This is a genomic window from Phenylobacterium sp., assembly GCF_016793225.1.
In the GTDB taxonomy this organism is placed as follows: domain Bacteria; phylum Pseudomonadota; class Alphaproteobacteria; order Caulobacterales; family Caulobacteraceae; genus Phenylobacterium.
On record NZ_JAEUMN010000117.1, the window covers coordinates 32,609 to 55,365 of the forward strand.

Below are 22,757 nucleotides of genomic sequence, written 5' to 3' on the forward strand. Positions count from 1 at the left end.
CCACAATCGGGGGCGTGGGCGGCGCGCCGTGGTCAGTGACCATGCGGCGCGTCAGGGGCGTCCTTGCGGATGATGACCCGCCGCTCGACCGGGCCGCCGTGCATCATCATGCCGCGTCCTCCGCCCATCATCGGGCCATGGCCGGGGCCGCCGTGGCCGCGGAGCCGCTGCAGCGCATCGAACGCCTTCTGCTGATCGGCCGAGAGGGCGGCATAGAACCTGGCGAGCGCCTCCCGGCGGCGGGCGTGGGCGGTCCGCATGGCCTCCTCGCGCCTCGCCATCTCCTCCAGGCGCTGCGGCGTGGTCATCGGCTTGTCGTCGGGCGTCATCCTGCGTTCCATCCGCTGCGGCCCGTGGCTCGCGAGGAAGGCGCTGAGCGCCGCCTCCTGGTCCGGCCGCAGGCGCAGGAGGATCTTCAGGTCCTCGGCGTGCTGCTTCATCATCGCCTCGTGCCGCGCTTTCATCTCCTCGGGCGGCGGTCCGCCGTGGCGCATCATGCGGACCTCGGGACCGGGACCCGACGGCTGGGCGAAGGCGGCGCCGGCGGCGAGCGCAAGCGGCGCGAGGGCGAAGATCAGACGACGTTGCATCGGGACTCCTGCTGTTGGCTGTCGGGCATTCTGGCGCCGCCGTCGCGAACCCTGATGGCGGGCTGTGCGCCGGCGCTGAAACGTTCGTGCAAATGTCCGCCCGTGGGCCGCGGAGAATCGTTACGAAACCGTCATCCGCGCGCCCTACCGCCGCCGCAACGGCTTCCTAAATAAGTAGGGCCTCCGGGCCCCGGCCGCTCTCTCCCCCAGGCCCGCGCCGCTGGAGGCCCCGATGACGCCTCGCCCTCCCCCCGCAGGCGTTCGGAACGCGGCTCCCCCGAACCCCCAACCGGGGGGGCCGCACGTCCCTTCTCCCGTTTCGGCACGTGGGATCGCCCCGCCACTCGCGGCTTGGGCGAGTCGTGTTGCGCCGTTCGACGAAATCGCGAATGGTCACGCTTGGGTTGTGCTGTTGTCCTGATGGGCGATTCCGTTAGGACGGAAGATGGGGTTCCAGGTGTTCGAGACTTTCGGGAAGAGCGTGTTCGGCGCGCCGGTCATCAAGGCGCTGAAGGCGGTGGCGCCTGCGGCCGTCCTGGCGTTCGGCGCCATAGCGGGCACGAGCGCTCAGGCGGATGTCTACGTTTTCCAGAACGGCGTGATGGACCACGCGCGGACGCTGTCCATCGCCGGCATCGGCAGCAGCATCAAGGCGACGCCCGTACAGTTCGACGGCTTCATCGAGGGCACGCCCGATCAGCCGTTCACCAACCTCGTGGCGTTCTGCGTGGACGTCTACCATTCGATCTCGCTCGGGGACTACAACCCCGACCTGACCTACACCGACACCATTCCGCTCACGCACGACTCCAATCCGTCCGCGCCGAACCCCCTGAGCCCGGCCGAGATCACCCAGATCGGGCGTCTCGTGAACTATGGGACCAGCGTGTTCTACGAAGCGCCGACGGGCACCAGCACGCAGCGCAACAAGCGCTGGGACACCCTGGCCGCCGTTCAGGGCGCGATCTGGCAGGTGGCCTCCGGCCGAAACGTCACCAGCTCGAACGTCACGATGAACCAGCTGATCGACCACCTCGCCGGGGCCAACTACACCTCGTACTTCGCGCCCGAGTACGGTCCGGTGCATTCGGGGATCAAGTTCCTGACGCCGTTCAAGGACGAGCCCTTCGGTCCCGACAAGGTCTATCCGCACAAGCGGCTGAGCCAGGCGTTCGCCATCGCGGACGCGGTGCCGGAGCCTTCGACCTGGCTCCTGATGATCGGCGGTTTCGCGATCGCCGGCGGGGCGCTGCGCCGGGCCCGCCGCCAAGGCGCCTTCGCCGCCTGACGGCCCGACGACGGCTCGAAGGCCGAACGGCACGCAACCTGCTTTCCACAGTGGCGTGACCGCCGCCGGAGAGCCCGCATGTTCCGTTTCGATCCAACCCGCATCGCCGTCGCCGTGAAGCGGCTGGCGCCGGTGGCCGCCTTCGCCGCCTGCGTGGCGGGCGCTGCGCCGGCCGCGGCGGCTCAGTACTTCCTGGCCTCGTCGACGATGAACACGTCGCGGACCGGCCAGATCAGCGGGCCCGGCTACAGCGCCCATGTCTACATGGCGCCGATGCGGTTCACGGCCTACGAAGGGACCAGCGCCACCGGCCCGTCGTTCAACTTCGTGGGCTTCTGCGTCGACATCTTCCACGGCATCGGCCTGGGGACGCTGAACCTGAAGTACGACGACGCCTACGATCTCACGACCGATTCCAAGTACAAGACCAGCACGCCGTTCCAGGGCGGTACGGCCCTGAGCGGCGGCCAGCGGATCCAGGTGGCGCGCCTCGTGAACTACGGCACGCTGGTCTACAACAACGCGCCCAACACCACCGACACGGTGAACCGGCTGTCCGCGCTGCAGGGCGCGATCTGGAAGGTGATCAATCCCGGCTACACCGTCACCGGCAGCAACGCCGCCGTGAACGGCTACATCGCCGCCTACTCCGGCTCGAACTACCTGGCGAGCCTGACGGACTACGGCCCGGTCCACAGCGGGATCACCTTCATCAGCGAGACCGGCAAGTACGGCACGTCCTCGGCGCACCAGGCCTTCGCGCTGGCGGCGGTTCCTGAGCCGGGGACCTGGACGCTCATGATCGGCGGGTTCGCCCTCGCCGGGGCCATGCTGCGCCAGGCTCGCCGCCGTCCGGCGCCGGTCCGGATCCGGGCCTAGCGGAAGACGTGGATCCCGCCGGCGCCGCGGCCCGGCGCCTCGGCCAGCCCGCGGATTTCCAGCTGGGCGCGGCGCGCGCCGCACACGCAGCGCAGGCGATGTCCCATGTCCTGCACCAGCTGACGGCCCAGTCCCTGGGCGATCCAGGGCCTGGGATCGATGACCGCCTCGCGCCCGCATCCGCAGCGGGCCCATAGGCTGGATCGCGCGGCGGTCGCCCAACCGAGCCGCGCCTCGCCGAAGGTCAACTCCCGCGCCAACTGCCTGCTGCCGTCCGCCATGTGCGACTCCCTTGGCGCGAACAAAAGCAGAACTCGCGACGCTTGGCGACTCCGCTGAGGCTGTGTTTTTGCCCGATTCTCAACCCGGCGTGGTCGGCTTGGATGCGGCCCAGCGCTCGGCGAAGGCGTACAGCGGCATGAAAGCTGTGAGGAACTCGCGGCCCTCCTCGCTGAGGCCATAGCCGCGGCCGGCCGCGTGCTCCACCAGCCCCGCCGCACGCAGCTCGGCGAGCCGGGCCTGCAGCACGGTGGGGGAGGCGTCGTCGCAGGCGCTGCGCAGCGCACGGGCCGTCAACGCGCCGTCCCGCAGCTCCCACAGGATGCGCAGGGTCCAGCGCCGACCCAGGAGGTCCAGGAGCGCCATGATCGGGCGCCCCGTGCGGGAGCCGCGGACGGGCCGGTCAGCCATGCTTGACCCGTGCTACTGAAAATGTAACGTTCATGCTACTGATAGCGTAGCAACGAGGTGAGGCCATGCCAAGGATCGCGCCGCTGGAACCGCCGTATCCGGAGCCGGTCCGGCAGGGGTTCGACGCCATCATGCGCGGCGCCCCGCCGCTCCTGCTGTTTCGCACCCTGGCGACCAGCGAGCGGGCATGGCGGAAGTTCAGGGCGGGCTCGCTGCTCGACCCCGGGCCCCTCAGCCTTCGTGAACGCGAACTGGTCATCGACCGCACCACGGCCCTGGCCCGCTGCGAGTACGAATGGGGCGTGCACGTGCAGATCTTCGCGCGCGCGGCGGGGCTCTCGCCGCAGGAGGTCGACGCCACGGCCACGGTCGGCTCGGACGCCCTGTCCTGGACGCCGGCCGAGCGGGCGCTGCTGCAGGCGGTGGAGGCCTTGCACGAGAGGGCCACCCTGTCGGATGCCGAGTTCGGCGCGCTGCGCGCCCACTACGACGAAGCCGCCATCCTCGAGGTGCTGCTCCTCTGCGGCTTCTACCGAACGGTGGCGTACGTGGCGAACGGACTGGACCTATCCCTGGAGCCGGACGCTGCCAGGTTCCCGGCGCGAGAGGCCTAGACCTTCTCGCTGATCTTGATCGCCGCCCGGCAGCCGGCGCCGATCACGGCCGACAGCAGTCCGTAGCCCGGCGCCTCGCGCGCGCCTTCCTCCAGGGCGTGGTCGCGGTGCGCAACCTCGTCGTCGCGGAACTTCGCGAGCTCGGCCGCCAGTTCCGGCTCGCGCTCGGCGAGCTCGGCGACCTGGTCCGCGTAGTGGCCCTCGATCACCGTCTCGACGGCCTCGGTGCAGGCATGCGCGGCCTTCTCTCCGAGCAGGGCGGTGCCGGCGCCCAAGGCGAAGCCGGCCACGCGCCACAGGGGCGTGAACAGCGTCGGACGGACACGGTGCTCGGTCAGCAGCCGATCGAAGCGCGCCAGGTGCTCGGCCTCCTGAGCCTGCATCTCGGCGAAGTGGCCGGCCAGTTTCTCCTGCCCGCGCGCGCGCTCGAGGACAGCGCGCTGGCCGCGGTAGATCTGCACGGCCGCCAGCTCGCCGGCGTGGTCGACCCGCAGGATCTCGGCGAGACGCGCCGCCGCCGCGCCGCGGCCGGGGCGGGGAGGCACAGGTTTCTGCGTCATCGCTTGGCGTGCTCCCTGATCGCCGCTGCGGCGGAGAGCGCGGCCAGCCCAACCGAGATCACGGCGTTCCAGCCCGCCATGGAGAGCCCGGCGAAGACCCAGGGGGCCTCGTCGCAGGCTGGCGGCCGAACCTTCTCGCCGGCGAGGAACGCGGCCATGTCCGCCGCGCTGACGCCCGCGGCGCCCGCGCTGGCGCAGGCCTCCGGCCCCGGCCAGAACTTCCATTCGGCGCCCGCGTGGTACCCCGCGACGCCCGCCCCGAGCAGGAACAGGGCGCCGAGGATCCAGCAGGTCAGGGGCCGCCACCTGGGGCCGCCCGGCATCCGGACCAGGGCCATGAACACGACGCCCAGCGCCGCGATCGTCCAGTAGACCTCGCGCTGGCGCAGGCACAGCGTGCAGGGGGCGTAACCGCCGAAGGTCTCGAAGGCGTGCGCCGTCGCCAGCATGGCGGCCGCCACGAGGACGCAGCAGAGCCGCCAGCGGTCGAGGAAGGGGCGGAGGGCGGTCATCGCCGGCGCTTATCGCCCGGAACACCTCGCTAGAGGAAGACCTTGATCGCCACGATCCCGCTCACGAGCAGGATGAGGAGGAGCACGGAATAGAGGTTCAGCCGCCGTTCGAACTCCTCGAGCATGGCCGGTCCGAAGTACTTCAGGATCGCGGCCACGAGGAAGAAGCGGGCGCCCCGGGTCACGATCGAGGCCCAGATGAAGGTGAAGAGGCTGAACTGCGCGAAGCCCGCCGTGATGGTCACGAGCTTGTACGGGATGGGCGTGAGGCCCTTCACCAGGATCACGCCCAGGCCCCATTCGTCGAACCACTTCTGGAACTCGGCCTTGCCCTCGGGATGGCCGAACACGTTGAGGATGAACTGTCCAACGGGCTCGAGGAAGACGCCGATGGCATAGCCGAGCAGACCGCCGAGCACCGAGGCGATCGTGCAGATCCCCGCGTAGACGAACGCCTTGTTTCGATTGGCCAGCACCATCGGCGCCAGCATCACGTCGGGCGGGATCGGGAAGAACGAGCTCTCTGCGAACGAAACCACGAACAGCGAGGCCGGGGCGTGCCGCGAGCGCGCCAGGCCCATCACCCACTCGTAGAGTTTGCGGAACATGCGTCTCCCTGACCTGGATTCTGCCCGCCTGCCTAGCAGTCGCCGCTCCCGCTGTCGCCGCCGCAGCCGCCGTCCATCTTCTTTCACCCAGAAGTAGAGCAAGCTTGACTTACGCGTGTGATGGGCGCCGCCAATGACGCCGCTGGGGCGGGCATTTCCTCTGGAGGTCCGCATGAAACGACTTCTCGCTGCCGCCGCACTCGCGTCGGGACTTTCGCTGGCGTCGGGCGCGGGCGCGGCGGTCTTCGTCGTAGACGCGCTCCTGCATTCTTCTGACGGCGGAGCCGGCGCCGGCCTCGACACGGTGGTGCTGGACGCAGGCGATCTCTTCACCGTGAGCGTCGGACTCGACGACCTGTGGAGCGCCGGCGCCCTGCCTCGCTGGTCGGACGCCGATGGACTGACCGGCGACCGGACCGCCACGGGCTCGGATGAGTCGGGCGAGGCGGCGGGCGTGCTGATCGGCGCGGACTTCGGCCTGCTGACCCTGAACGGCTTCTCGGCGCCCTATGGGAGCCTCGTCGGGCAGATCGGGGCGGGGCCGGGAAGCTACCGCCTGCTCGGGACCAGCTTCTCGGGCGCCGCCTGGGCGAGCGGGACGCTGAAGCTGTTCTATTGGGACACCTTCACCGCCGACAACTCGGGCTCGGTCGCCGCCGACGTGGCGGTCGTGCCTGAGCCGGCCGTCTGGTCGATGATGATCGCCGGCTTCGGCCTCGCCGGCACGATGCTGCGCAGCCGGCGGCGCATCGCGCCGGCCTGACCGGCCGTCGCGCCGGACCTTCGGGGCGTCGGGTCCGGCGGTGGCGTCCAACTCGCGCGGGCGGCGGTCAGGACCCGGCGGCTGGCGCGAGATGGTTTCACATGATACTAGTTGTCTCCCACGGAGACACGCCATGACCGACCTTCGCGAGACCGCCGCCGAGAGCCGGGACCTCTTCGACAACCCGTTGGGCACCGACGGGTTCGAGTTCGTGGAATTCACCTCGCCCGAGCCCGAGCGGCTCAAGGGCCTGTTCGAGAAGATGGGCTTCACCGCGACAGCCCGGCACCGTTCGAAGAACGTGCTGCGCTTCCGCCAGGGCGACATCAACTTCATCCTCAACATGGAGCCGGCGGGCCAGGCCGCGGAGTTCCGGTCGGTGCACGGGCCGTCGGCGAACGCCATGGCGTTCCGCGTCCGCGACGCGGCGAGGGCCTTCAAGCTGGCGGTGGAGCGGGGCGCAAAGCCCGTGCAGGGCCCGGTGGGCCCCATGGAGCTGAACATCCCGGCCATCGAGGGAATCGGCGGCTCGAACCTCTACCTGGTCGACCGTTATGGCGCGCAGGAGATCTACGACGTCGACTTCGTTCCGATCCCCGGCGCCGAGGAAGCCCGCAAGGCCAACGAGGTGGGGCTGACCTACCTGGACCACCTGACCCACAACGTCCATCGCGGCCAGATGGCGCGGTGGGCGGAGTTCTACGAGCGCATCTTCAATTTCCGCGAGATCCGCTACTTCGACATTGAAGGAAAGCAGACGGCGCTGGTCTCGAAGGCCATGACCAGCCCTGACGGCAAGATCCGCATCCCGCTCAACGAGAGCCAGGACGAGCACTCGCAGATCGAGGAATTCCTCAAGGACTACAAAGGCGAGGGGATCCAGCACATCGCGCTGGGCACGAACGACATCTACGACTCCGTGGAGGCCATGCGCGACCGGGGGGTGCGCTTCCAGGACACCATCGACACCTATTTCGACGGCATAGACGCGCGCCTTCCCGGCCATGGCGAGAACGTGAACCGCCTGCGCGCCGACCGCATCCTGATCGACGGCGCGCCCAGCGAAGGCCAGGGCCTGCTGCTGCAGATCTTCACCGAGAACATGATCGGCCCGATCTTCTTCGAGCTCATCCAGCGGAAGGGCAACGAAGGCTTCGGCGAGGGCAACTTCAAGGCCCTGTTCGAGTCCATCGAGCTGGACCAGATCCGCCGCGGCGTGCTGCCGGCCAAGGGGTGACAGCCGCCCCGCGCGCTGAGACGGTGTCGGCATGAGCCTGCCTCCGAACCCCCGCTGGGCCCTGGTCTGCCACGGCGGCGCCGGGACGATCCCCCGCGGGCGCCTCACCCCCGAGCAGGAGGCCGCCTATCGCGCGGCGCTGGGGGACGCGGCGAACGCCGGGGCTGAGGTGCTGCGCGAGGGCGGCGCCGCCATGGATGCGGTCGAGGCGACCGTGCGCCTGCTGGAGGACGACCCGCTGTTCAACGCCGGGCGCGGGGCGGCCTTCACCGCGGAGGGGCGAAACGAGCTGGACGCCTCGATCATGGACGGCGCGACCCTGGCGGCGGGCGCCGTCGCGGGGGTGTCCACGACCCGCCATCCCATCTCCGCCGCGAGGGCGGTGATAGACGGCTCGGATCATGTGTTGCTGGGCGGGGAGGGCGCCGACGCCTTTGCCCGTGCGCAAGGGCTGGAGCAGGTGGCCCCCGGCCATTTCTTCACCGAGGCGCGCTGGGCCAGCCTGGAGCGGGCGCTGGGGAAGCTGGGGCTGCCCATCCCGCCGCGGCCACATGGAGTCGGCGTCGATGCGCGCGCGGCCCTGGCGCATGACGAGGGCAAGCGGGGCACGGTCGGCTGCGTCGCGCTGGACCGGCGCGGCAACGTGGCCGCGGGCACGTCCACCGGCGGCACGACCGCCAAGCGCTGGGGCCGCGTGGGCGACAGCCCGCTGATCGGCGCGGGGACCTACGCCGCCAACACGGCCGCAGCGGTGTCGTGCACGGGCGCAGGCGAGTACTTCATCCGTCTGGGCGTGGCGCAGCGCATCTGCGCCCTGGTGGAGCATGCCGGCCTGTCCCTTCAGCAGGCCGCCGACCGCGTCGTGCACGAGGACCTGTCGGGCCTGGGCGGCGAGGGCGGCGTGATCGCGGTCGACCCCCACGGCCGCATGGCGTGGAGCTTCAACACCGACGGCATGTACCGCGCCCGGATCGCCGAGCGCGAGCCGCTCACCGTGAGCATCTACAAGGACGAGGCCTGACATGGCAAAGGGCGACTGGATCCCGGTCCGCGGCGCGCAGGGCGCACATTCCCGCCAGGCGCACGCCGACCTGCCGGAGGGAGCCTACGAGCGCGAGATGTCGAAGGAAGGCTTCTTCGGCCCGGCTGCCTTCCTCTACCATCCGCGCCCGCCGACGGGCTGGACCTCGTTCGAGGGCCCGCTTCGCCCCCGCGCCTTCGACCTGGCCCGGCTGAACGCCGCCGAGCCCTCGCCGTGGGCCGCCGGCGTGATCCTGCACAACCCGGCCTGCGAGATGCGCTTCTGGAAGCTGGCCGCCCCGATGCCGGCCCTGGCGCGCAACGCCGACGGCGACCAGCTGCTCTTCGTGCACCAGGGCGCGGGCGACCTGTTCTGCGACTTCGGCCGCATCGCCTACGCGGCCGGCGACTACCTCTACCTGCCGCGCGGAACGATGTGGCGGCTCGCCCCTGCCGAGCCCACCGCGATCCTGACGATCCAGGCCACGAACACCCACTTCCGTCTGCCGGACCGTGGAATCCTGGGACCTCATGCCCTGTTCGACCCCGCGGTGCTGGACACGCCGGCGATGGACGAGGCCTTCCGCGACCATCAGGCCGAGGCGGGCGATCACCGCGTCGAGGTGAAGAAGCGCGGCCAGGTTTCGACCGTCACCTATCCCTACAATCCGCTGGACGCGGTCGGCTGGCACGGGGAGCTCGCGCCGGTGCGCCTCAACGTGAAGGACATCCGCCCGGTGGTGAGCCATCGCTACCACCTGCCGCCCAGCGTGCACTCCACCTTCGTCAGCGACCGCTTCGTGGTCTGCACCTTCGCCCCTCGCCCGTTCGAGAGCGATCCCGGGGCCATCAAGATCCCGTTCTTCCACAACAACGACGACTACGACGAGGTGCTGTTCTACCACGCGGGCGACTTCTTCAGCCGCGATCACATCGAGGCCGGGATGATGACCTTCCATCCGTCCGGCTTCACCCATGGACCGCACCCGAAGGCGCTCAAGAACATGCTCGCCCAGCCCAAGCCCGCCACCGACGAGTACGCGGTGATGATCGACACCCGCGATCCCCTGGACGTGGGCGAGGCCGCCGCCTCGGTTGAGAACCCCGCCTACGTGGACAGCTGGAAGGGCGGATGACCCGGGACGAGGACCTGGCCGCGGCGGCCGAGGACGAACTGGACCGCGCGCTCACGCTGGGCTGGCGGGAACTGGTCAAGGTGACGCCCTGGGGCGATACGTTCGAGGGCTTCACGCCGGACGGCCGGGACGTGTGTTTCGAACGCGCCTACATGTGGGAAGGCGCGACGGGCGGCGACATCCGCGTGGAAGTCACCGTGTACGAGCCGCAGGCCTACGAAGCCGGCGTACGCCGGATGCGAACGATAACGAGGGACGGGAACACCGCATGAAGCTGGCGTCGTTGAAGGGGGGCCGGGACGGCCGCCTGGTGGTCGTGTCGAACGACCTCGCCTGGTACACGCCGGCCGACCGCATCGCGTTCACCCTCCAGGACGCGCTGGACGACTGGGACGTCTGCGAGCCCGAGCTTCGCGGCCTGGCCGAGAGCCTCGAGCACGGCTCGGTGCCCAAGGCGCGCTTCCACGAGCATGACGCGGCCAGCCCGCTGCCGCGCGCCTACCAGTGGGCCGACGGCTCGGCCTATGTGAACCACGTGGCGCTCGTGCGGCAGGCCCGCGCCGCCGAGATGCCCGAGAGCTTCTGGACCGACCCCCTCATGTACCAGGGCGGATCGGACGGCTTCCTCGCGCCGCGCGATCCCATCCCGCTGGGGGACGAGGCCTGGGGATGCGACCTGGAGGGCGAGGTCGCCGTGGTCACGGGCGATGTGCCCATGGGCGCGAGCCGCGAGGAAGCGCTGGCCGCCATCCGGCTCGTCATGCTCTGCAACGACGTGTCGCTGCGCAACCTGATCCCGCACGAGCTCGCCAAGGGCTTCGGCTTCTTCCAGTCCAAGCCGGCGTCCGCGTTCTCGCCGGTGGCCGTGACCCCCGACGCCCTGCCGAACTTTCGCGACGGCAAGCTGCACGGCAAGCTGGAGGTCGAGCTGAACGGCAAGCCCCTGGGCGAGGCCGACGCCGGCGTGGACATGACCTTCGACTTCGGCGTGCTGATCGCCCACGCCGCGAAGACGCGGGCGCTGTCGGCCGGCACGATCATCGGCTCGGGCACGGTCTCGAACCGCGACCCCGACGGGGGCCCCGGCAAGCCCATCGCCCAGGGCGGCGTCGGCTACTCGTGCCTGGCGGAGGTTCGCACGGTCGAGACGATCCTCGGCGGCAAGCCTGTGACCCCGTTCCTGAAGGCGGGCGACACGGTGCGCATCCAGATGGTGGACGCCCGGCGCCATTCGATCTTCGGCGCCATCGAGCAGTCGGTGGTCCCGGCATGAGCGCGCTTCGCGGAGGCGGCGGCGAGACGGCCGGCGCCACGGTCCTGAAGCTGGACGGCTATCTGCCCTACCGCCTCTCGGTCGCGTCGAACGCGGTGTCGGGGCTGATCGCCCGCGCCTACGAGGACCGCTTCGGGCTGACGATCCCGCAGTGGCGGCTGATCTGCGTGCTGGCCGAGGATGGCGGGCTCTCGCAGGTGCAGATCGTCGCCCGGACCGTGATGGACAAGGTCACGGTCAGCCGCGCGGCCCAGGGGCTGGTCAGGCGTCATCTCGTCGCCCGGTCCGAGAACGCGGCGGACGGCCGCAGCCACGTCCTGGCGCTGACCGACGAGGGCCGAAGCCTCTATGCCGAAATCGCGCCGCTGGCGCTGGCCTATGAGGCGGCGCTGATCTCGGGCCTGGCCCCGGACGAGGTGGCCCTGCTCAAGCGCCTGCTGGGCCGCCTGCAGAGCGCCGCGGGCCAGCTGGCGGGCGACGGCGCCCCGCCTGCAGCAGGCCTCTAGGCTTCGCTGATCCTCGCCTCAGGCCGCCATGGCCTCGGTGCGGACGCCCCAGCGGTGGGAGCCTTCGCCGAACGGCAGGTGGAAGCCGTACGTCGCCCGCTTGCGCTCGTCGCGCCAGGTCTCCTCGAAGGAGTGGATGAGCTGCTCCTGCAGCTCTTCCGGGATCTGACGGACATCGTGGCCGAGGTTGCGGGCCACTTGCTCGATCACCATCGTCCGGTGCGCTTCGCCGCCGAGCGACAGCAGGGCCTCACGGACGCGGCGGCACAGGGTCTGCTTGACCTTGACGGTCTTCCTGGCCGGAGCGGCGTCCTGGGCGATTTCCAGCTGGTTCTGCATGGTAGCCGCAAGCATTCCCCGGTCTGATTTACGACCGGGTTAAGGCACACGGAAAAAGGGCGGTTAACGCAACCTCGGGTGGAGGGCGGTCAGCCGGCCCCCAGCGCCACGGCCGTGTGGTAGACCAGGAACGACGCGAGGTAGGCCAGCGTGACCATGTAGAGGAACATCACGCCCATCCAGCCCCACGAGTTGGTCTCGCGCTTCACCACCCCCAGCGTCGCCACGCACTGCGGCGCGAAGATGTACCAGGCCAGGAAGGACAGGCCCGTGGCCAGGCTCCAGCTCTCGGCCAGGCGAGCGCCCAGCGCGCCCACGTTCGCCTCGGCGTCGCCGATCGCATAGACCGTGCCCAGCGCGGCCACCGCGACCTCGCGGGCCGCGAAGCCCGGGATCAGCGCCACGACCATCTGCCAGTTGAAGCCGATCGGGGCGAACAGCGGCTGGATCGCGTGGCCGATCATGCCCGCGAAGCTGTAGTCGATCGCCGGTCCGATCGCGCCGGCCGGCGGCGCCGGGAACGTCGAGAGAACCCACACCAGCACCATCAGCGGCAGGATGATCCGTCCGGCCCGGGACAGGAAGATCTGCGCCCGCTGCAGCAGGTTGCGCAGCACGTTCTCGGCCGAGGGCAGCTTGTAGGTGGGCAGCTCCATGAGGAACGGCTCGACCGCGCCGCGCCAGAACACCTTGCGGATGACGAACGAGACCGCCAGCGCGCTGGCGATGCCGGCGGCGTACAGGCCGAACATCACGAGGCCCTGCAGGTTGAGTCCCGGGCCCACCGTGCGGTCCGGGATGAAGGCGGCGATGATCAGCGTGTAGACCGGGATGCGCGCCGAGCACGTCATGAGCGGCGCCACCAGGATCGTCGTCATCCGGTCGCGCTTCTGGTCGATGACGCGGGCCGACATGATGCCCGGGATCGCGCAGGCGAAGCTGGACAGCAGCGGGATGAAGGCGCGGCCGTGCAGGCCGGCGCCGCCCATGATGCGGTCCATGAGGAACGCCGCCCGGGCCATGTACCCGAAGTCCTCGAGCAGGATGATGAAGAGGAAGAGCACCAGGATCTGCGGCAGGAACACCAGCACGCTGCCGACCCCGGCGAAGAGGCCGTCGACGATCAGGCTCTCGAGCAGGCCGTCCGGCAGCAGGTTCGCCGCCTGCGCGCCCAGCCAGCCGACCCCCGCCTCGATCGCGTCCGCGGGCGGCCCGGCCCAGGTGAACACGGCCTGGAACATCAGGAACAGCAGGCCGAGCAGGATCGCCAGCCCGGCGACGGGATGCAGCAGCACGGCGTCCACCTTGCCGGTCACCGTGTCGGGACGCTCGGGCGGACGGACGTAGGTCTTCAGGATACGTTGCGCCTCGCGGTGCGCCCCGCGGATCTCGGCGGCGGTGGGCTCGCGCCAGGTGTTGGCCCCGGCCAGCGCGCCCGCGGCCAGCAGCTCGTCCACCTTCGCGGTGAGGTCGTCGATGCCGCGCTTGCGGGTCGCCACGGTGGTGACGATCGGGCAGCCCAGCTCGCGGCTCAGGCCGTCGAGATCGATCCGCAGGCCCTGGCGCTGGGCGATGTCGTACATGTTGAGCGCCAGAACCATGGGCCGGCCCACGGCTCTCAGCTCCAGGATCAAGCGCAGCACGAGCCGCAGGTTCGTGGCGTCCGCCACCGCCAGCACCACGTCGGGCTCGTGCTCGCCCGCCAGGCGGCCCAGCACGGCGTCGCGCGTGACCGCCTCGTCCGGACTGCGGGCGCGCAGGGAATAGGTGCCGGGGAGGTCCAGGACCGAAAGCGTGCGGCCGGCGGGCGTGGTCAGCGTGCCCTCCTTCCGCTCGACGGTGACGCCGGCGTAGTTGGCCACCTTCTGGCGGCTGCCGGTGAGCGCGTTGAACAGCGCGGTCTTGCCGGTGTTGGGATTGCCGACCAGCGCCACGCGCGTCGGCCGCAGGACGCCCTCGCTCATCGCGCCGCGTCTTCCGGGCGCTCGATGCGGACCCAGACGTGCTGCGCGTCGCGACGGCGCAGCGCCACGCGCATGTCGTCGACGCGGACGGCGATGGGATCGCCCTTGATCAGCCCCTGGTGCAGGAGCTCGACCCGCGCGCCCTCGACGAAGCCGAACTCGAGCAGGCGCCGTTCCAGCTCGGACTCGTCCACGCCGTGGCCGCCGCTCTGGTCGGCCCGCACCTCGACGATCACCCCGCGGTCGCCCGGCTGCACCGTGGACAGCGAAACGCTGCCCGCCAGGACGGCGTCCGCTCCGCCCCTCGCCTCGGCCGCCATGTCGTGCATTCGCGTGGATCCCGCCGACGCCGCCCGCGAAACTTGCGAACGATTATCAGGTATGCGCGCAGCCTCTTCGACGCAAGGCTCGCGTTGACGCGGGCGCCCGTCCCCCTATGTTCGCCGCCGCTGCCCCAGTGGCGAAATGGTAGACGCGGCAGACTCAAAATCTGCTTTCCGCGAGGGAGTGCTGGTTCGAGTCCGGCCTGGGGCACCATCGACCTGTTCGCGCATGATCGCGGGCGGGTAGGAAAACCACTTAAAATCAGCTATATATGTGGACGCCGGGGTCGCCGAGAGACGCCAGTGTTCGCGGATGATCGCGGGGCATTGGGGGTCACCATTGGGGGCTCGGTTTCGAGACGCCTGCTGGAGTGACCCCCACTATGTCGCTGTCCGACGCTGCTATCCGGTCCGCGAAGCCCGGTGCGAAGCAGTTCAAGCTCTACGACGAGGGCGGACTTTTTCTGATCGTGAAGCCTTCGGGCGGCAAACTTTGGCGTCTGAAGTACCGCCACCTGGGCAAGGAGCAGCAGCTTTCGCTGGGGGTCTTTCCGGCGGTCGGCCTGAAAGAGGCGCGCAAGCGCCGCGACGCGGCGCGCGAGCAGATCGCCAACGGCTTGAACCCCGCCTTCGAGAAGAAGCGCGCGGCGGCTGCAGCGCTGGTGGGTGCGGCGAACACCTTCAAGGCCGTGGCTGACGAGTACATCGGCAAGCGCGAGCGGGAAGGGCTGAAGGAGATCACCACCGGCAAGGCCAAGTGGCTGCTGGCGCAGCTGGAGCCTGCGCTGGGCACACGGCCCATCGCCGACATCGAGCCTTACGAACTGCTCGCCGTCCTGAAGAAGGTCGAGCTTTCCGGCCGCCACGAGACGGCCAAGCGCCTGCTGGCCTTCTCGGGGCGGGTGTTCCGGTTCGCGGTGGCGACCACGCGGGCCCGGCGGAACATTGCGGCCGACCTGCAGGGCGCGCTGATGTCGCCGAAGGTCAAGCATCACGCGGCCATCATCGATCCCAAGGGCGTGGGCGCGCTTCTCCGCGCGATTGACGGCTTCGACGGGCATCCGACGACGCGTTGGGCGCTGCAGCTGGCGCCGCACGTGTTCGTGCGCCCGGGGGAACTGCGTCAGGCGGAGTGGGCGGAGATCGACCTGGACGCCGCGATCTGGCGCATCCCGGGCTCGCGCATGAAGATGAACCGGGAGCATGTGGTGCCGCTGTCGACCCAGTCGGTCGCGATCCTCAAGGCCGCGGGCGAACTCACCGGCGGCGGACGGTTCGTGTTCCCCTCGGTCCGCACGCCGCTACGGCCGATGTCGGAGAACACCCTCAACGCCGCCCTGCGACGCCTCGGCTACACGTCGGAGGAGATGACGTCCCATGGCTTCCGGTCGACAGCGAGCACCCTGCTCAACGAGTCGGGGAAATGGAGCGTGGACGCCATCGAGCGCGCCCTCGCACACGGCGACGCCGACAGTGTGCGTGCCGCCTACCACCGCGGCGCCCATTGGCAGGAGCGGGTGCAAATGGCGCAGTGGTGGAGCGACTACCTCGACCGGCTACGGGAAGGCGGCAAGGTGATCCCGCTCGACCTTGCGGGCTTAGGGTGCTTGCGCGAGCGTATGGCCTGAGTCCGCCGTGCAACCTTAGTTGTCTGTTCGCCCAAAGCCTCCGTTAGGCTCGGCGAAGCGTCGGAGACGTCGCTCTCCAAAAGGCCGATAGTAGCTCGAAATTCAGTAGCCCCGAAAAACCGGCTCCCGCTTTTCCACAAAAGCCTTTGCGGCCTCCCGGTGACCTCCGGCGTGAGGAGTTCCTTATCCTGCCGCACCCGCAGGTCCTGCAGTACATGCGCAACAAGACAGCCGACTATGGCCGCTGGATCGGTGGTATGCGCAAGCTGAACCGGCGGTTCAGCGGGTGAGGGCAGTCCCAAACGACAGGGCGCCCAACTCCGAGCGGCTACCAAGAATCAGCGTTCCATCGTGTTATTCAATGATGCTGACGGAGTTGGACTTCCGACCGTCCGTAGATGGGGCTGGTCGAGATCAGCGCCCAACGGCGTGGATGCGCGCCAACGAAGTGATCGCCTTGGGCGAGAAACTCACCTGGGGGCTCCGACCCAACGATCTTGCCGCGGCTGGGGCCAGGGGGGCGCTGCGGACCTGGGCTGACCGTCTGGTCGTGGGGCAGACGGCCTGGAGAGGGGGCGAAATTCCAGCAGTCTTCTGGAGCCTGATGCAGAACCGGCTGGGCGACTGGCACACGGGGACCTTCGAGGTCGATGTGGAGGGGCGTTTCGTCGTTCGAGCCGAACGTGTGAAGTTTTACGTGAGAGACTTGCGCGAGCTCTTCCCGGAGTTGTTCAGGCAAAGCCGCGCGGCGAGGGCGCCGCTCGAGGGGAAGCAGAAGGAGGAACCTGCCCAACCTACACCGGCGCCGGCGAAGGCCCCTGCCGCGGGGGGACGAAAGCCGTCTGCAGCCTGGCCCGATTGGGTCGCGGAGGTCGTTGCATACTTTCACGAGGAGGGCATTCCAGCCGGTGAGGGCTCCGCCGGCGTGGATGTTGTCCTAAAGGTTGTGTCCGATCGCTTGGCAGAGCGTGGTCTGGAATGTCCCGCGCGTTCCACGACGCAGGAGACAATGCGGGCTGTGCTGCTAAGGCTGCGCTCGCTCTAGACACCGTTTCCGGCAGTTTCCGGCACTATCCGGCGCCCGAATCGCGGGGGCTTCCAGACGCTTCCTCCGTACCCGCTGGCTTTCGCTGGCGCTCACGGAGAAGGCCCATGGAACCCATCACTGCATCCATCAACGATACCGCCAAGGCGCTGAGCCTGGGGCGGACCTCGATCTACGCGCTCATCCGGGAAGGTCGGCTGGAGACCGTGAAGCTCGGCCGGCGGACGCTGGTCAAGATCGCGTCGATCCGCCGCCTGCTCGAAGGCCAGTGAGGCGGCCGTGGCCCGGACCCGCCTCAACCCGCGCCTGATCAAGCTCAACCGGTCCCACACGATCGAGGAGGTGGCGCGCCACTTACGGCTGAGCCGCGAGGCGGTGCGCCGCTGGGTCCGATCAGGCCAGCTGCAGCCCATCGACAGCGGCCGCCCGATCCTGCTCGCGGGGGCGACGCTGCGGGCGTTTCTCGCTGAGCGAAGGGCGGCTGCGAAGAGGCCGACGCCGCCCGGGCACATCTACTGCCTGAAATGCCGGGAACCTCGTCCGCCGGCCTTGGGCATGGCGGATTTCACCCCGCCGCCCGGGCGTGGCGCCGGCAACCTGCGGGCGCTCTGCGCCACCTGCGGCACGGTGATGAACCGCCGCGCCCGATGGGAGGCCGTCCCTGTAATCCTGCCGGACGTCGAGGTCCGCGTGGTGGAGCGGGAGGGACGCATAGCTGAGCGCCCAACCCCTTCCGTCAACGTCGCCTTCAAGGAGCACGCGAGCGCATGACCAGGACAAACCCCGCCAACGAGCGGATCAAGCGCGACTACTTCATCTACCTGCGGGAGGCCCGCCGGGCGAGCGAGGCCTCGATCGACGGGGTGGCGAAGGCCATCAGCCGCTTCGAAGAGAGCACCGGCTGGAAGGGTTTCGACCGCTTCCACCGTGAGCAGGCGGTGGCCTTCAAGCGCCGGCTGAACGAGCAGCGGGCGGTGCGTTCGGGCGAGCGGCTGAGCCGCGCCACGGTCCACCAGACGCTGTCGGCCCTGCGCAGCTTCTTCATCTGGCTGGCCGACAAGCCCGGCTACAAGCGCCGCATCGCCTACTCCGACGCCGACTACTTCAACCTCCCCGAGAAGGACGTACGGATCGCGAAGGCGTCGCGTCCGAAACCCGCGCCGACCCTTGAGCAGATCGGCCACGTGCTGTCGGTCATGCCCAGCGGCAGCGATGTCGAGCTGAGAGACCGCGCCCTGATCGCCTTTACCCTCCTCACCGGCGCCCGCGACGGCGCCCTGGCCTCGTTCCGCCTCAAGCACGTCGATCTGGCCGAGGCGGTGGTGCATCACGACGCCCGGGAGGTGAACACCAAGTTCTCGAAGACCTTCTCGACCTGGTTTTTCCCGGTTGGCGATGAGGCGTTGCGGATCTTCACCGAGTGGGTCGGCCACCTCCGCTCGCTGCACTGGGGCGACGACGATCCCCTGTTCCCGGCGACGCGCATCATCGTCGGTAATGATGGCGGCTTCATCGCCGCGGGGCTGGAGCGCCGGATGTGGACCACCGCCGATCCGATCCGGCGCATCTTCCGGCAAGCCTTCGCAGCCGCCGGCCTGCCCTACTTCAACCCGCACAGCTTCCGCGCCACGCTGGCCCTCCTGGGCGAGCGGACGTGCAAGACACCCGAGGCGTTCAAGGCCTGGTCGCAGAACCTGGGGCACGAGAAGGTGCTGACCACCTTCACCAGCTACGGCGCCGTGCCCCCCGCCCGGCAGGCCGAGTTGATCCGGGGGCTGGGCCATAGCTCGGTGAATGAGTCCGAGGATGACTTGGCGGCCAGTATCGCCGAACTGCTCGCGAAGCGGCGGCCTCCGCCGGGAGGACCGAGCCACACCGCGCCTTGAGCTGAGTGCGGGAGCCGGCCTGTCCTCTTCGCTTGCGACTCCGCTAGGATCAGCCGTCCGCAACCACCAAGCGCCAGATGAACGCCGTCGAGATCGAACAAGCCGTATCGCAGCTCGCGGAGCAGCCGTTCGATGCGGCGGAGTTCCCGTTCGAGTTCCTGCGGGCGTTCGGCAACAAGGACGTGACGATCAAGCGCCTGCGCAGCGGGAACAACAACGCCTCCGACGTGCCGGGGGGCGTGCTCCAGCGCAACAACATCCACCTGGCCACGTGCGCGCAGGGCGCGGTCGCCGATACGCTGCGGGCGCTGCGGGAGAGCCCGCGCACGGCCGCCAACAAGGCGCGCTTCATCCTCGCCACAGATGGCGTCGAGTTCCACGCCGAGGACCTGACCACCGACGATCCGCCGGTGATCTGCGAGTACGCGAAGTTCCCCGACCGGTTCGGCTTCTTCCTGCCGCTGGCGGGCATCACCACCGTCAAGCAGATCCGAGAGAGCGCCTTCGACATCCGCGCGACGGGAAGGCTGAACCGGCTTTACCGCCAGCTTCTGGCCGACAACCCCGACTGGGATCGCGCCGATCGGCGGCCGGACATGAACCACTTCATGGCCCGGCTGATCTTCTGCTTCTTCGCCGAGGACACCGGCATCTTCAACGGTGAGGGGCTGTTCACGCGCACCGTCGACCAGATGAGCGAGCGTGATGCGTCGAACACCCACGAGGTGATCGAGGCGATCTTCCGGGCGATGAACACGCCTGTCAGCCACGACAACAAGCCGGACGACCGCTATCGCAAGGCGACAGGGACGCCGCGCTGGGCCGACGCCTTTCCCTATGTGAACGGCGGTCTGTTCTCCGGCGACCTGTCGGTCCCGCGCTTCAGCCGCATCTCGCGGTCCTACTTCCTGACGATCGGCGGCCTCGACTGGACCCAGATCAACCCGGACATCTTCGGCTCGATGATCCAGGCCGTCGCCGACGACGAGGAGCGCGGCGAGCTAGGCATGCACTACACCTCGGTGCCCAACATCCTGAAGGTGCTGAACCCGCTGGTCCTCGACGACCTGCGCGAGCAGCTGGAGGCAGCGGGCGACAATGCGCGATCGCTGCTGAACCTGCGTAAGCGGATGTCGCGCATCCGGGTGTTCGACCCGGCGTGCGGCTCGGGCAACTTCCTGGTGATCGCCTATAAGGAAATGCGGGCCATCGAGGCCGAGATTAATCGGCGGCGTGGGGAGGCGGACCGGCGGTCAGACATCCCGCTAACGAATTTCCGGGGGATCGAACTACGAGACTTTGCGGCTGAGATCGCAAGGCTGGCGCTGATCGTCGCCGAGTACCAAGCGGATGTGCAGTATCGAGGGCATCGTCAAGCGCTCGCCGAGTTCCTCCCGCTCGATGCCGACAACTGGATCACCTGCGGAAATGCACTGCGCCTCGATTGGATAGGTCTCTGCCCGCCTTCCGGTACCGGCGTAAAGTTGTTTTCGGACGACCTGTTCGCGGCCCCGCTTGAACAGTCGCAGATCGACTTCGAGAATGAGGGCGGAGAGACCTACGTCTGCGGAAACCCTCCCTACGTCGGGGACAAATACCAGACGACCGAGCAGAAGAGAGACCTGCAGTCGCTCAAGCAAGGCCGCCAAGACGTTCGTGCAATCGACTACATCGTCGGCTGGTTTTGGAAGGCCTCCGCCTATATCGCGCACGGAGGCCGCTTCGCGTTCGTCACGACCAACTCAATCTGCCAAGGCGTTCAAGTACCGCTCGTCTGGCCCCGCATCCTCAACGCTGGCCAAACAATCTTCTTCGCCCACGACAACTTTATCTGGGGTAACAACGCTTCCCGAAACGCTCAGGTCACATGCGTGATCGTAGGGGTGGCCCGTGCGGAGAAGTGTCGGAAGTTCCTCTTCGCCGAGGAGGCCAAGAAGGAAGTCGACAACATCAGTCCCTACCTCTCAGCTGGCCCCGACATCATTGTTGAACGGGCAAACGAGCCAATCTCAGAAGTCGCCGTGATGTTCGGCGGTAACATCCCTCGCGATCAGGGACACTTGCTGCTGAGCCCCGAGGAGCGAAACGAGCTCGTTCGCGCCTACCCGGCGGCCGAGCCGCTGATCTCACCTATTCTGGGCTCGAGCGAATTCATCAACGGCGACCGAAGGTACTGCCTTTGGATTTCCGATGAGGATGCTGAACTTGCCTATTCGATCCCCCCCATCGCAGCGCGCCTGGAAAGCGTCCGCGAGTACCGGCTGAACGGCAGTGAGCGAGGCAAGGCCGGTCTGGAAACGCCTTACAAGTTTGAGCGCACGATCATCGGCAACAAAACGACGTTGGTCGTTCCGAGTGTGTCCTCTGAGCGAAGATTTTATCTTCCGTGCGGCATTCTTGGCCCCGAGGTCAGGGTCTCTAACCTAGCATTGGCGATCTACGACGCTCCCATTTGGAACATGGCGCTGATCGCATCTCGCCTGCACTTGGTATGGATCGCGACGATCTGCGGCAAACTTGAAACGCGCTACCGTTACTCCAACACCCTCGGCTGGAACACCTTCCCAGTCCCCAAGTTGACCGCGCAAAACAAGACGGATCTCGCCCATTGCGCCGAGGACATCCTGCTCGCCCGCGAGGCCCACTGGCCTGCCACGATCGCCGACCTCTACGACCCGCACGCCATGCCCGATGACCTGCGCCACGCCCATGAGCGCAACGACGAGACGCTGGAGCGGATCTACATCGGACGCCGCTTCCGCAACGACACCGAGCGGCTGGAAAAGCTGTTCGAACTCTATACCAAGATGACCGCTGCGGAGGCGAAGACGAAGGGGGCGGCGCGCGCCAGATGACCACCGACGCCGTCATTCCCACGATCACCGTTCGCACCGCCCATTCCGGCGCCTCGACCAGCGCCAATGCGCTCGGCATGCGGGCCATGCAGGAGCGGGTGTGGCAGCGCCGGGGCGAGCAGTACCTGCTGATCAAGTCGCCGCCGGCGTCGGGCAAGTCGCGGGCGCTGATGTTCCTGGCGCTGGACAAGCTGGAGAACCAAGGCGTCACGAAGGCGATCATCGCCGTGCCGGAGAAGTCGATCGGCGGCAGCTTCGCCGACGAGCCGCTGTCGAAGTACGGCTTCTATCGGGACTGGACCGTCGCGCCGCAATGGAACCTGTGCAACGCGCCGGGGATCGACGAGCCGCGGGTGGCGAAGTCGAAGGTTAAGGCGGTCGGCGAGTTCCTCGCCAGCCCCGAGCGCGTGCTGGTCTGCACCCACGCGACCTTCCGGTTCGCGGTGGAGGAACTGGGCGTCGAGGCGTTCGACGGCTGCCTCCTGGCGATCGACGAGTTCCACCATGTGAGCGCCGGGGACGACAACATCCTGGGCCGCCAGCTCTCGGCGTTCATCGCCCGCGACAAGGTCCACATGGTGGCGATGACGGGGTCCTATTTCCGGGGCGACGCCGTGCCGGTGTTGGCGCCCGAGGACGAGGGGAAGTTCGAGACGGTCACCTACACCTACTATGAGCAGCTGAACGGGTACGACCACCTGAAGGCGCTGGATATCGGCTACTTCTTCTACACCGGCCGGTACATGGACAGCCTGGGCAAGGTGCTGGACCCCACGCTCAAGACCATCGTCCACATCCCCAACGTCAACGCCCGCGAGAGCCTGAAAGACAAGACCCGCGAGGCCAGCGAGATCATGGACATCCTGGGCGAGTGGGTGGGCGTCGACCCCGACACCGGCTTCCACCAGGTGCGCAGGTCGGACGGGCGGGTGCTGAAGGTGGCCGACCTGGTCGACGACGACCCGGCCAAGCGTGACCGCGTGGTGGGGGCGCTGAAGGACCCGGCGCACAAGAACGACCGCGACCATGTGGACGTGATCC

The 22,757-nt window shown here is 68.6% G+C and carries 24 protein-coding genes, 1 tRNA gene and 1 pseudogene; 17 read left to right on the forward strand and 9 right to left on the reverse strand.

Annotated elements, in window-relative coordinates; translation table 11 throughout:
• Window positions 1-32: 32 nt before the first annotated feature.
• Window positions 33-590, reverse strand: coding sequence for a Spy/CpxP family protein refolding chaperone (locus JNK30_RS14065; protein WP_293483062.1), 558 nt, complete (start codon window positions 588-590; stop codon window positions 33-35).
• Window positions 591-1,035: 445 nt separating this feature from the next.
• On the opposite strand from JNK30_RS14065, the gene JNK30_RS14070 reads away from it, so the two are divergent.
• Together JNK30_RS14070 and JNK30_RS14075 are read left to right on the forward strand one after the other, a co-directional pair.
• Entirely contained in the window at window positions 1,036-1,878 is an 843-nt protein-coding gene (locus JNK30_RS14070) for a PEPxxWA-CTERM sorting domain-containing protein (RefSeq protein ID WP_293483064.1), read from the forward strand.
• A 78-nt stretch (window positions 1,879-1,956) separates the two neighbouring features.
• Window positions 1,957-2,757: a PEPxxWA-CTERM sorting domain-containing protein gene (locus JNK30_RS14075; RefSeq protein ID WP_293483065.1), complete on the forward strand. Its 801-nt coding sequence runs from the start codon at window positions 1,957-1,959 to the stop codon at window positions 2,755-2,757.
• Here JNK30_RS14075 and JNK30_RS14080 read toward each other — a convergent pair.
• Together JNK30_RS14080 and JNK30_RS14085 are read right to left on the reverse strand one after the other, a co-directional pair.
• Window positions 2,754-3,038, reverse strand: a complete 285-nt coding sequence (locus JNK30_RS14080) for a hypothetical protein (protein ID WP_293483066.1) — start codon at window positions 3,036-3,038, stop codon at window positions 2,754-2,756. The genes JNK30_RS14075 and JNK30_RS14080 overlap by 4 nt on opposite strands.
• 79 nt (window positions 3,039-3,117) lie before the next feature.
• Entirely contained in the window at window positions 3,118-3,447 is a 330-nt protein-coding gene (locus tag JNK30_RS14085) for a helix-turn-helix domain-containing protein (protein ID WP_293483067.1), read from the reverse strand.
• 65 nt (window positions 3,448-3,512) lie between these two features.
• Between JNK30_RS14085 and JNK30_RS14090 the strand changes: the two genes are divergently transcribed.
• The gene (locus JNK30_RS14090) at window positions 3,513-4,061 is read left to right on the forward strand and encodes a carboxymuconolactone decarboxylase family protein (RefSeq protein WP_293483068.1); all 549 of its coding nucleotides are present in this window, start codon (window positions 3,513-3,515) and stop codon (window positions 4,059-4,061) included.
• On the opposite strand, the gene JNK30_RS14095 is transcribed toward JNK30_RS14090, so the two are convergent.
• The 3 genes from JNK30_RS14095 to JNK30_RS14105 are packed head-to-tail and all read right to left on the reverse strand — an operon-like array spanning window position 4,058 to window position 5,741.
• On the reverse strand, window positions 4,058-4,621 hold the full coding sequence (locus JNK30_RS14095) for a demethoxyubiquinone hydroxylase family protein (protein WP_293483069.1): 564 nt from the start codon (window positions 4,619-4,621) through the stop codon (window positions 4,058-4,060). The two genes, JNK30_RS14090 and JNK30_RS14095, sit on opposite strands and share 4 nt — an antisense overlap.
• Window positions 4,618-5,133 carry a disulfide bond formation protein B gene (locus JNK30_RS14100; protein WP_293483070.1) on the reverse strand — a complete coding sequence of 172 codons (516 nt, stop codon included), beginning with the start codon at window positions 5,131-5,133 and terminating at the stop codon, window positions 4,618-4,620. Before JNK30_RS14100 ends, JNK30_RS14095 begins: the two co-directional genes overlap by 4 nt.
• Before the next feature lie 29 nt (window positions 5,134-5,162).
• Window positions 5,163-5,741 (reverse strand): YqaA family protein, encoded by a 579-nt coding sequence (locus JNK30_RS14105; RefSeq protein ID WP_293483071.1) that lies wholly within the window; start codon window positions 5,739-5,741, stop codon window positions 5,163-5,165.
• A gap of 172 nt (window positions 5,742-5,913) precedes the next feature.
• Between JNK30_RS14105 and JNK30_RS14110 the strand changes: the two genes are divergently transcribed.
• From JNK30_RS14110 to JNK30_RS14140, 7 genes are all read left to right on the forward strand, one after another.
• Window positions 5,914-6,504: a PEPxxWA-CTERM sorting domain-containing protein gene (locus tag JNK30_RS14110; RefSeq protein ID WP_293483073.1), complete on the forward strand. Its 591-nt coding sequence runs from the start codon at window positions 5,914-5,916 to the stop codon at window positions 6,502-6,504.
• 133 nt (window positions 6,505-6,637) lie between these two features.
• The gene (gene hppD / locus JNK30_RS14115) at window positions 6,638-7,741 is read left to right on the forward strand and encodes a 4-hydroxyphenylpyruvate dioxygenase (protein ID WP_293483074.1); all 1,104 of its coding nucleotides are present in this window, start codon (window positions 6,638-6,640) and stop codon (window positions 7,739-7,741) included.
• Between the two features lie 31 nt (window positions 7,742-7,772).
• A complete protein-coding gene (locus JNK30_RS14120) occupies window positions 7,773-8,762 on the forward strand; it encodes an isoaspartyl peptidase/L-asparaginase family protein (protein ID WP_293483075.1) in 990 nt (329 codons plus the stop codon).
• Between the two features lies 1 nt (window position 8,763).
• Window positions 8,764-9,897, forward strand: a complete 1,134-nt coding sequence (locus JNK30_RS14125) for a homogentisate 1,2-dioxygenase (RefSeq protein WP_293483076.1) — start codon at window positions 8,764-8,766, stop codon at window positions 9,895-9,897.
• Window positions 9,894-10,169, forward strand: a complete 276-nt coding sequence (locus JNK30_RS14130; protein WP_293483077.1) for a hypothetical protein — start codon at window positions 9,894-9,896, stop codon at window positions 10,167-10,169. The genes JNK30_RS14125 and JNK30_RS14130 overlap by 4 nt, the downstream gene beginning before the upstream one ends.
• Window positions 10,166-11,170 (forward strand): fumarylacetoacetate hydrolase family protein, encoded by a 1,005-nt coding sequence (locus tag JNK30_RS14135; protein ID WP_293483078.1) that lies wholly within the window; start codon window positions 10,166-10,168, stop codon window positions 11,168-11,170. The genes JNK30_RS14130 and JNK30_RS14135 overlap by 4 nt, the downstream gene beginning before the upstream one ends.
• Window positions 11,167-11,676, forward strand: coding sequence for a MarR family winged helix-turn-helix transcriptional regulator (locus tag JNK30_RS14140; protein ID WP_293483079.1), 510 nt, complete (start codon window positions 11,167-11,169; stop codon window positions 11,674-11,676). Before JNK30_RS14135 ends, JNK30_RS14140 begins: the two co-directional genes overlap by 4 nt.
• A gap of 18 nt (window positions 11,677-11,694) precedes the next feature.
• Here the strand turns inward: JNK30_RS14140 and JNK30_RS14145 are convergent, their stop codons facing one another.
• The 3 genes from JNK30_RS14145 to JNK30_RS14155 all read right to left on the reverse strand — a co-directional run bounded on the left by JNK30_RS14145 (window position 11,695) and on the right by JNK30_RS14155 (window position 14,308).
• Entirely contained in the window at window positions 11,695-12,030 is a 336-nt protein-coding gene (locus JNK30_RS14145; RefSeq protein ID WP_293483081.1) for a hypothetical protein, read from the reverse strand.
• Between the two features lie 74 nt (window positions 12,031-12,104).
• Window positions 12,105-13,979, reverse strand: coding sequence for a ferrous iron transporter B (locus tag JNK30_RS14150; RefSeq protein WP_293483082.1), 1,875 nt, complete (start codon window positions 13,977-13,979; stop codon window positions 12,105-12,107).
• Window positions 13,976-14,308 (reverse strand): FeoA family protein, encoded by a 333-nt coding sequence (locus JNK30_RS14155; RefSeq protein WP_293483083.1) that lies wholly within the window; start codon window positions 14,306-14,308, stop codon window positions 13,976-13,978. Before JNK30_RS14155 ends, JNK30_RS14150 begins: the two co-directional genes overlap by 4 nt.
• 122 nt (window positions 14,309-14,430) lie before the next feature.
• Between JNK30_RS14155 and JNK30_RS14160 the strand changes: the two genes are divergently transcribed.
• The 7 genes and pseudogenes from JNK30_RS14160 to JNK30_RS14190 form a co-directional block, all read left to right on the forward strand.
• A tRNA-Leu gene (locus tag JNK30_RS14160) sits at window positions 14,431-14,516 on the forward strand.
• A 169-nt stretch (window positions 14,517-14,685) separates the two neighbouring features.
• The gene (locus JNK30_RS14165; protein ID WP_293483084.1) at window positions 14,686-15,930 is read left to right on the forward strand and encodes an integrase arm-type DNA-binding domain-containing protein; all 1,245 of its coding nucleotides are present in this window, start codon (window positions 14,686-14,688) and stop codon (window positions 15,928-15,930) included.
• A gap of 1,152 nt (window positions 15,931-17,082) precedes the next feature.
• Window positions 17,083-17,247, forward strand: a complete 165-nt coding sequence (locus JNK30_RS14170) for a helix-turn-helix domain-containing protein (RefSeq protein WP_293483085.1) — start codon at window positions 17,083-17,085, stop codon at window positions 17,245-17,247.
• A gap of 7 nt (window positions 17,248-17,254) precedes the next feature.
• A complete protein-coding gene (locus JNK30_RS14175; RefSeq protein ID WP_293483086.1) occupies window positions 17,255-17,746 on the forward strand; it encodes a helix-turn-helix domain-containing protein in 492 nt (163 codons plus the stop codon).
• Window positions 17,743-18,861, forward strand: coding sequence for a tyrosine-type recombinase/integrase (locus JNK30_RS14180; RefSeq protein WP_293483087.1), 1,119 nt, complete (start codon window positions 17,743-17,745; stop codon window positions 18,859-18,861). The genes JNK30_RS14175 and JNK30_RS14180 overlap by 4 nt, the downstream gene beginning before the upstream one ends.
• Before the next feature lie 77 nt (window positions 18,862-18,938).
• Entirely contained in the window at window positions 18,939-21,716 is a 2,778-nt protein-coding gene (locus JNK30_RS14185; RefSeq protein ID WP_293483089.1) for a DNA methyltransferase, read from the forward strand.
• A pseudogene (locus tag JNK30_RS14190) lies at window positions 21,713-22,757 on the forward strand (DEAD/DEAH box helicase); the annotation flags it as partial. The gene JNK30_RS14185 and the pseudogene JNK30_RS14190, both read left to right, overlap by 4 nt.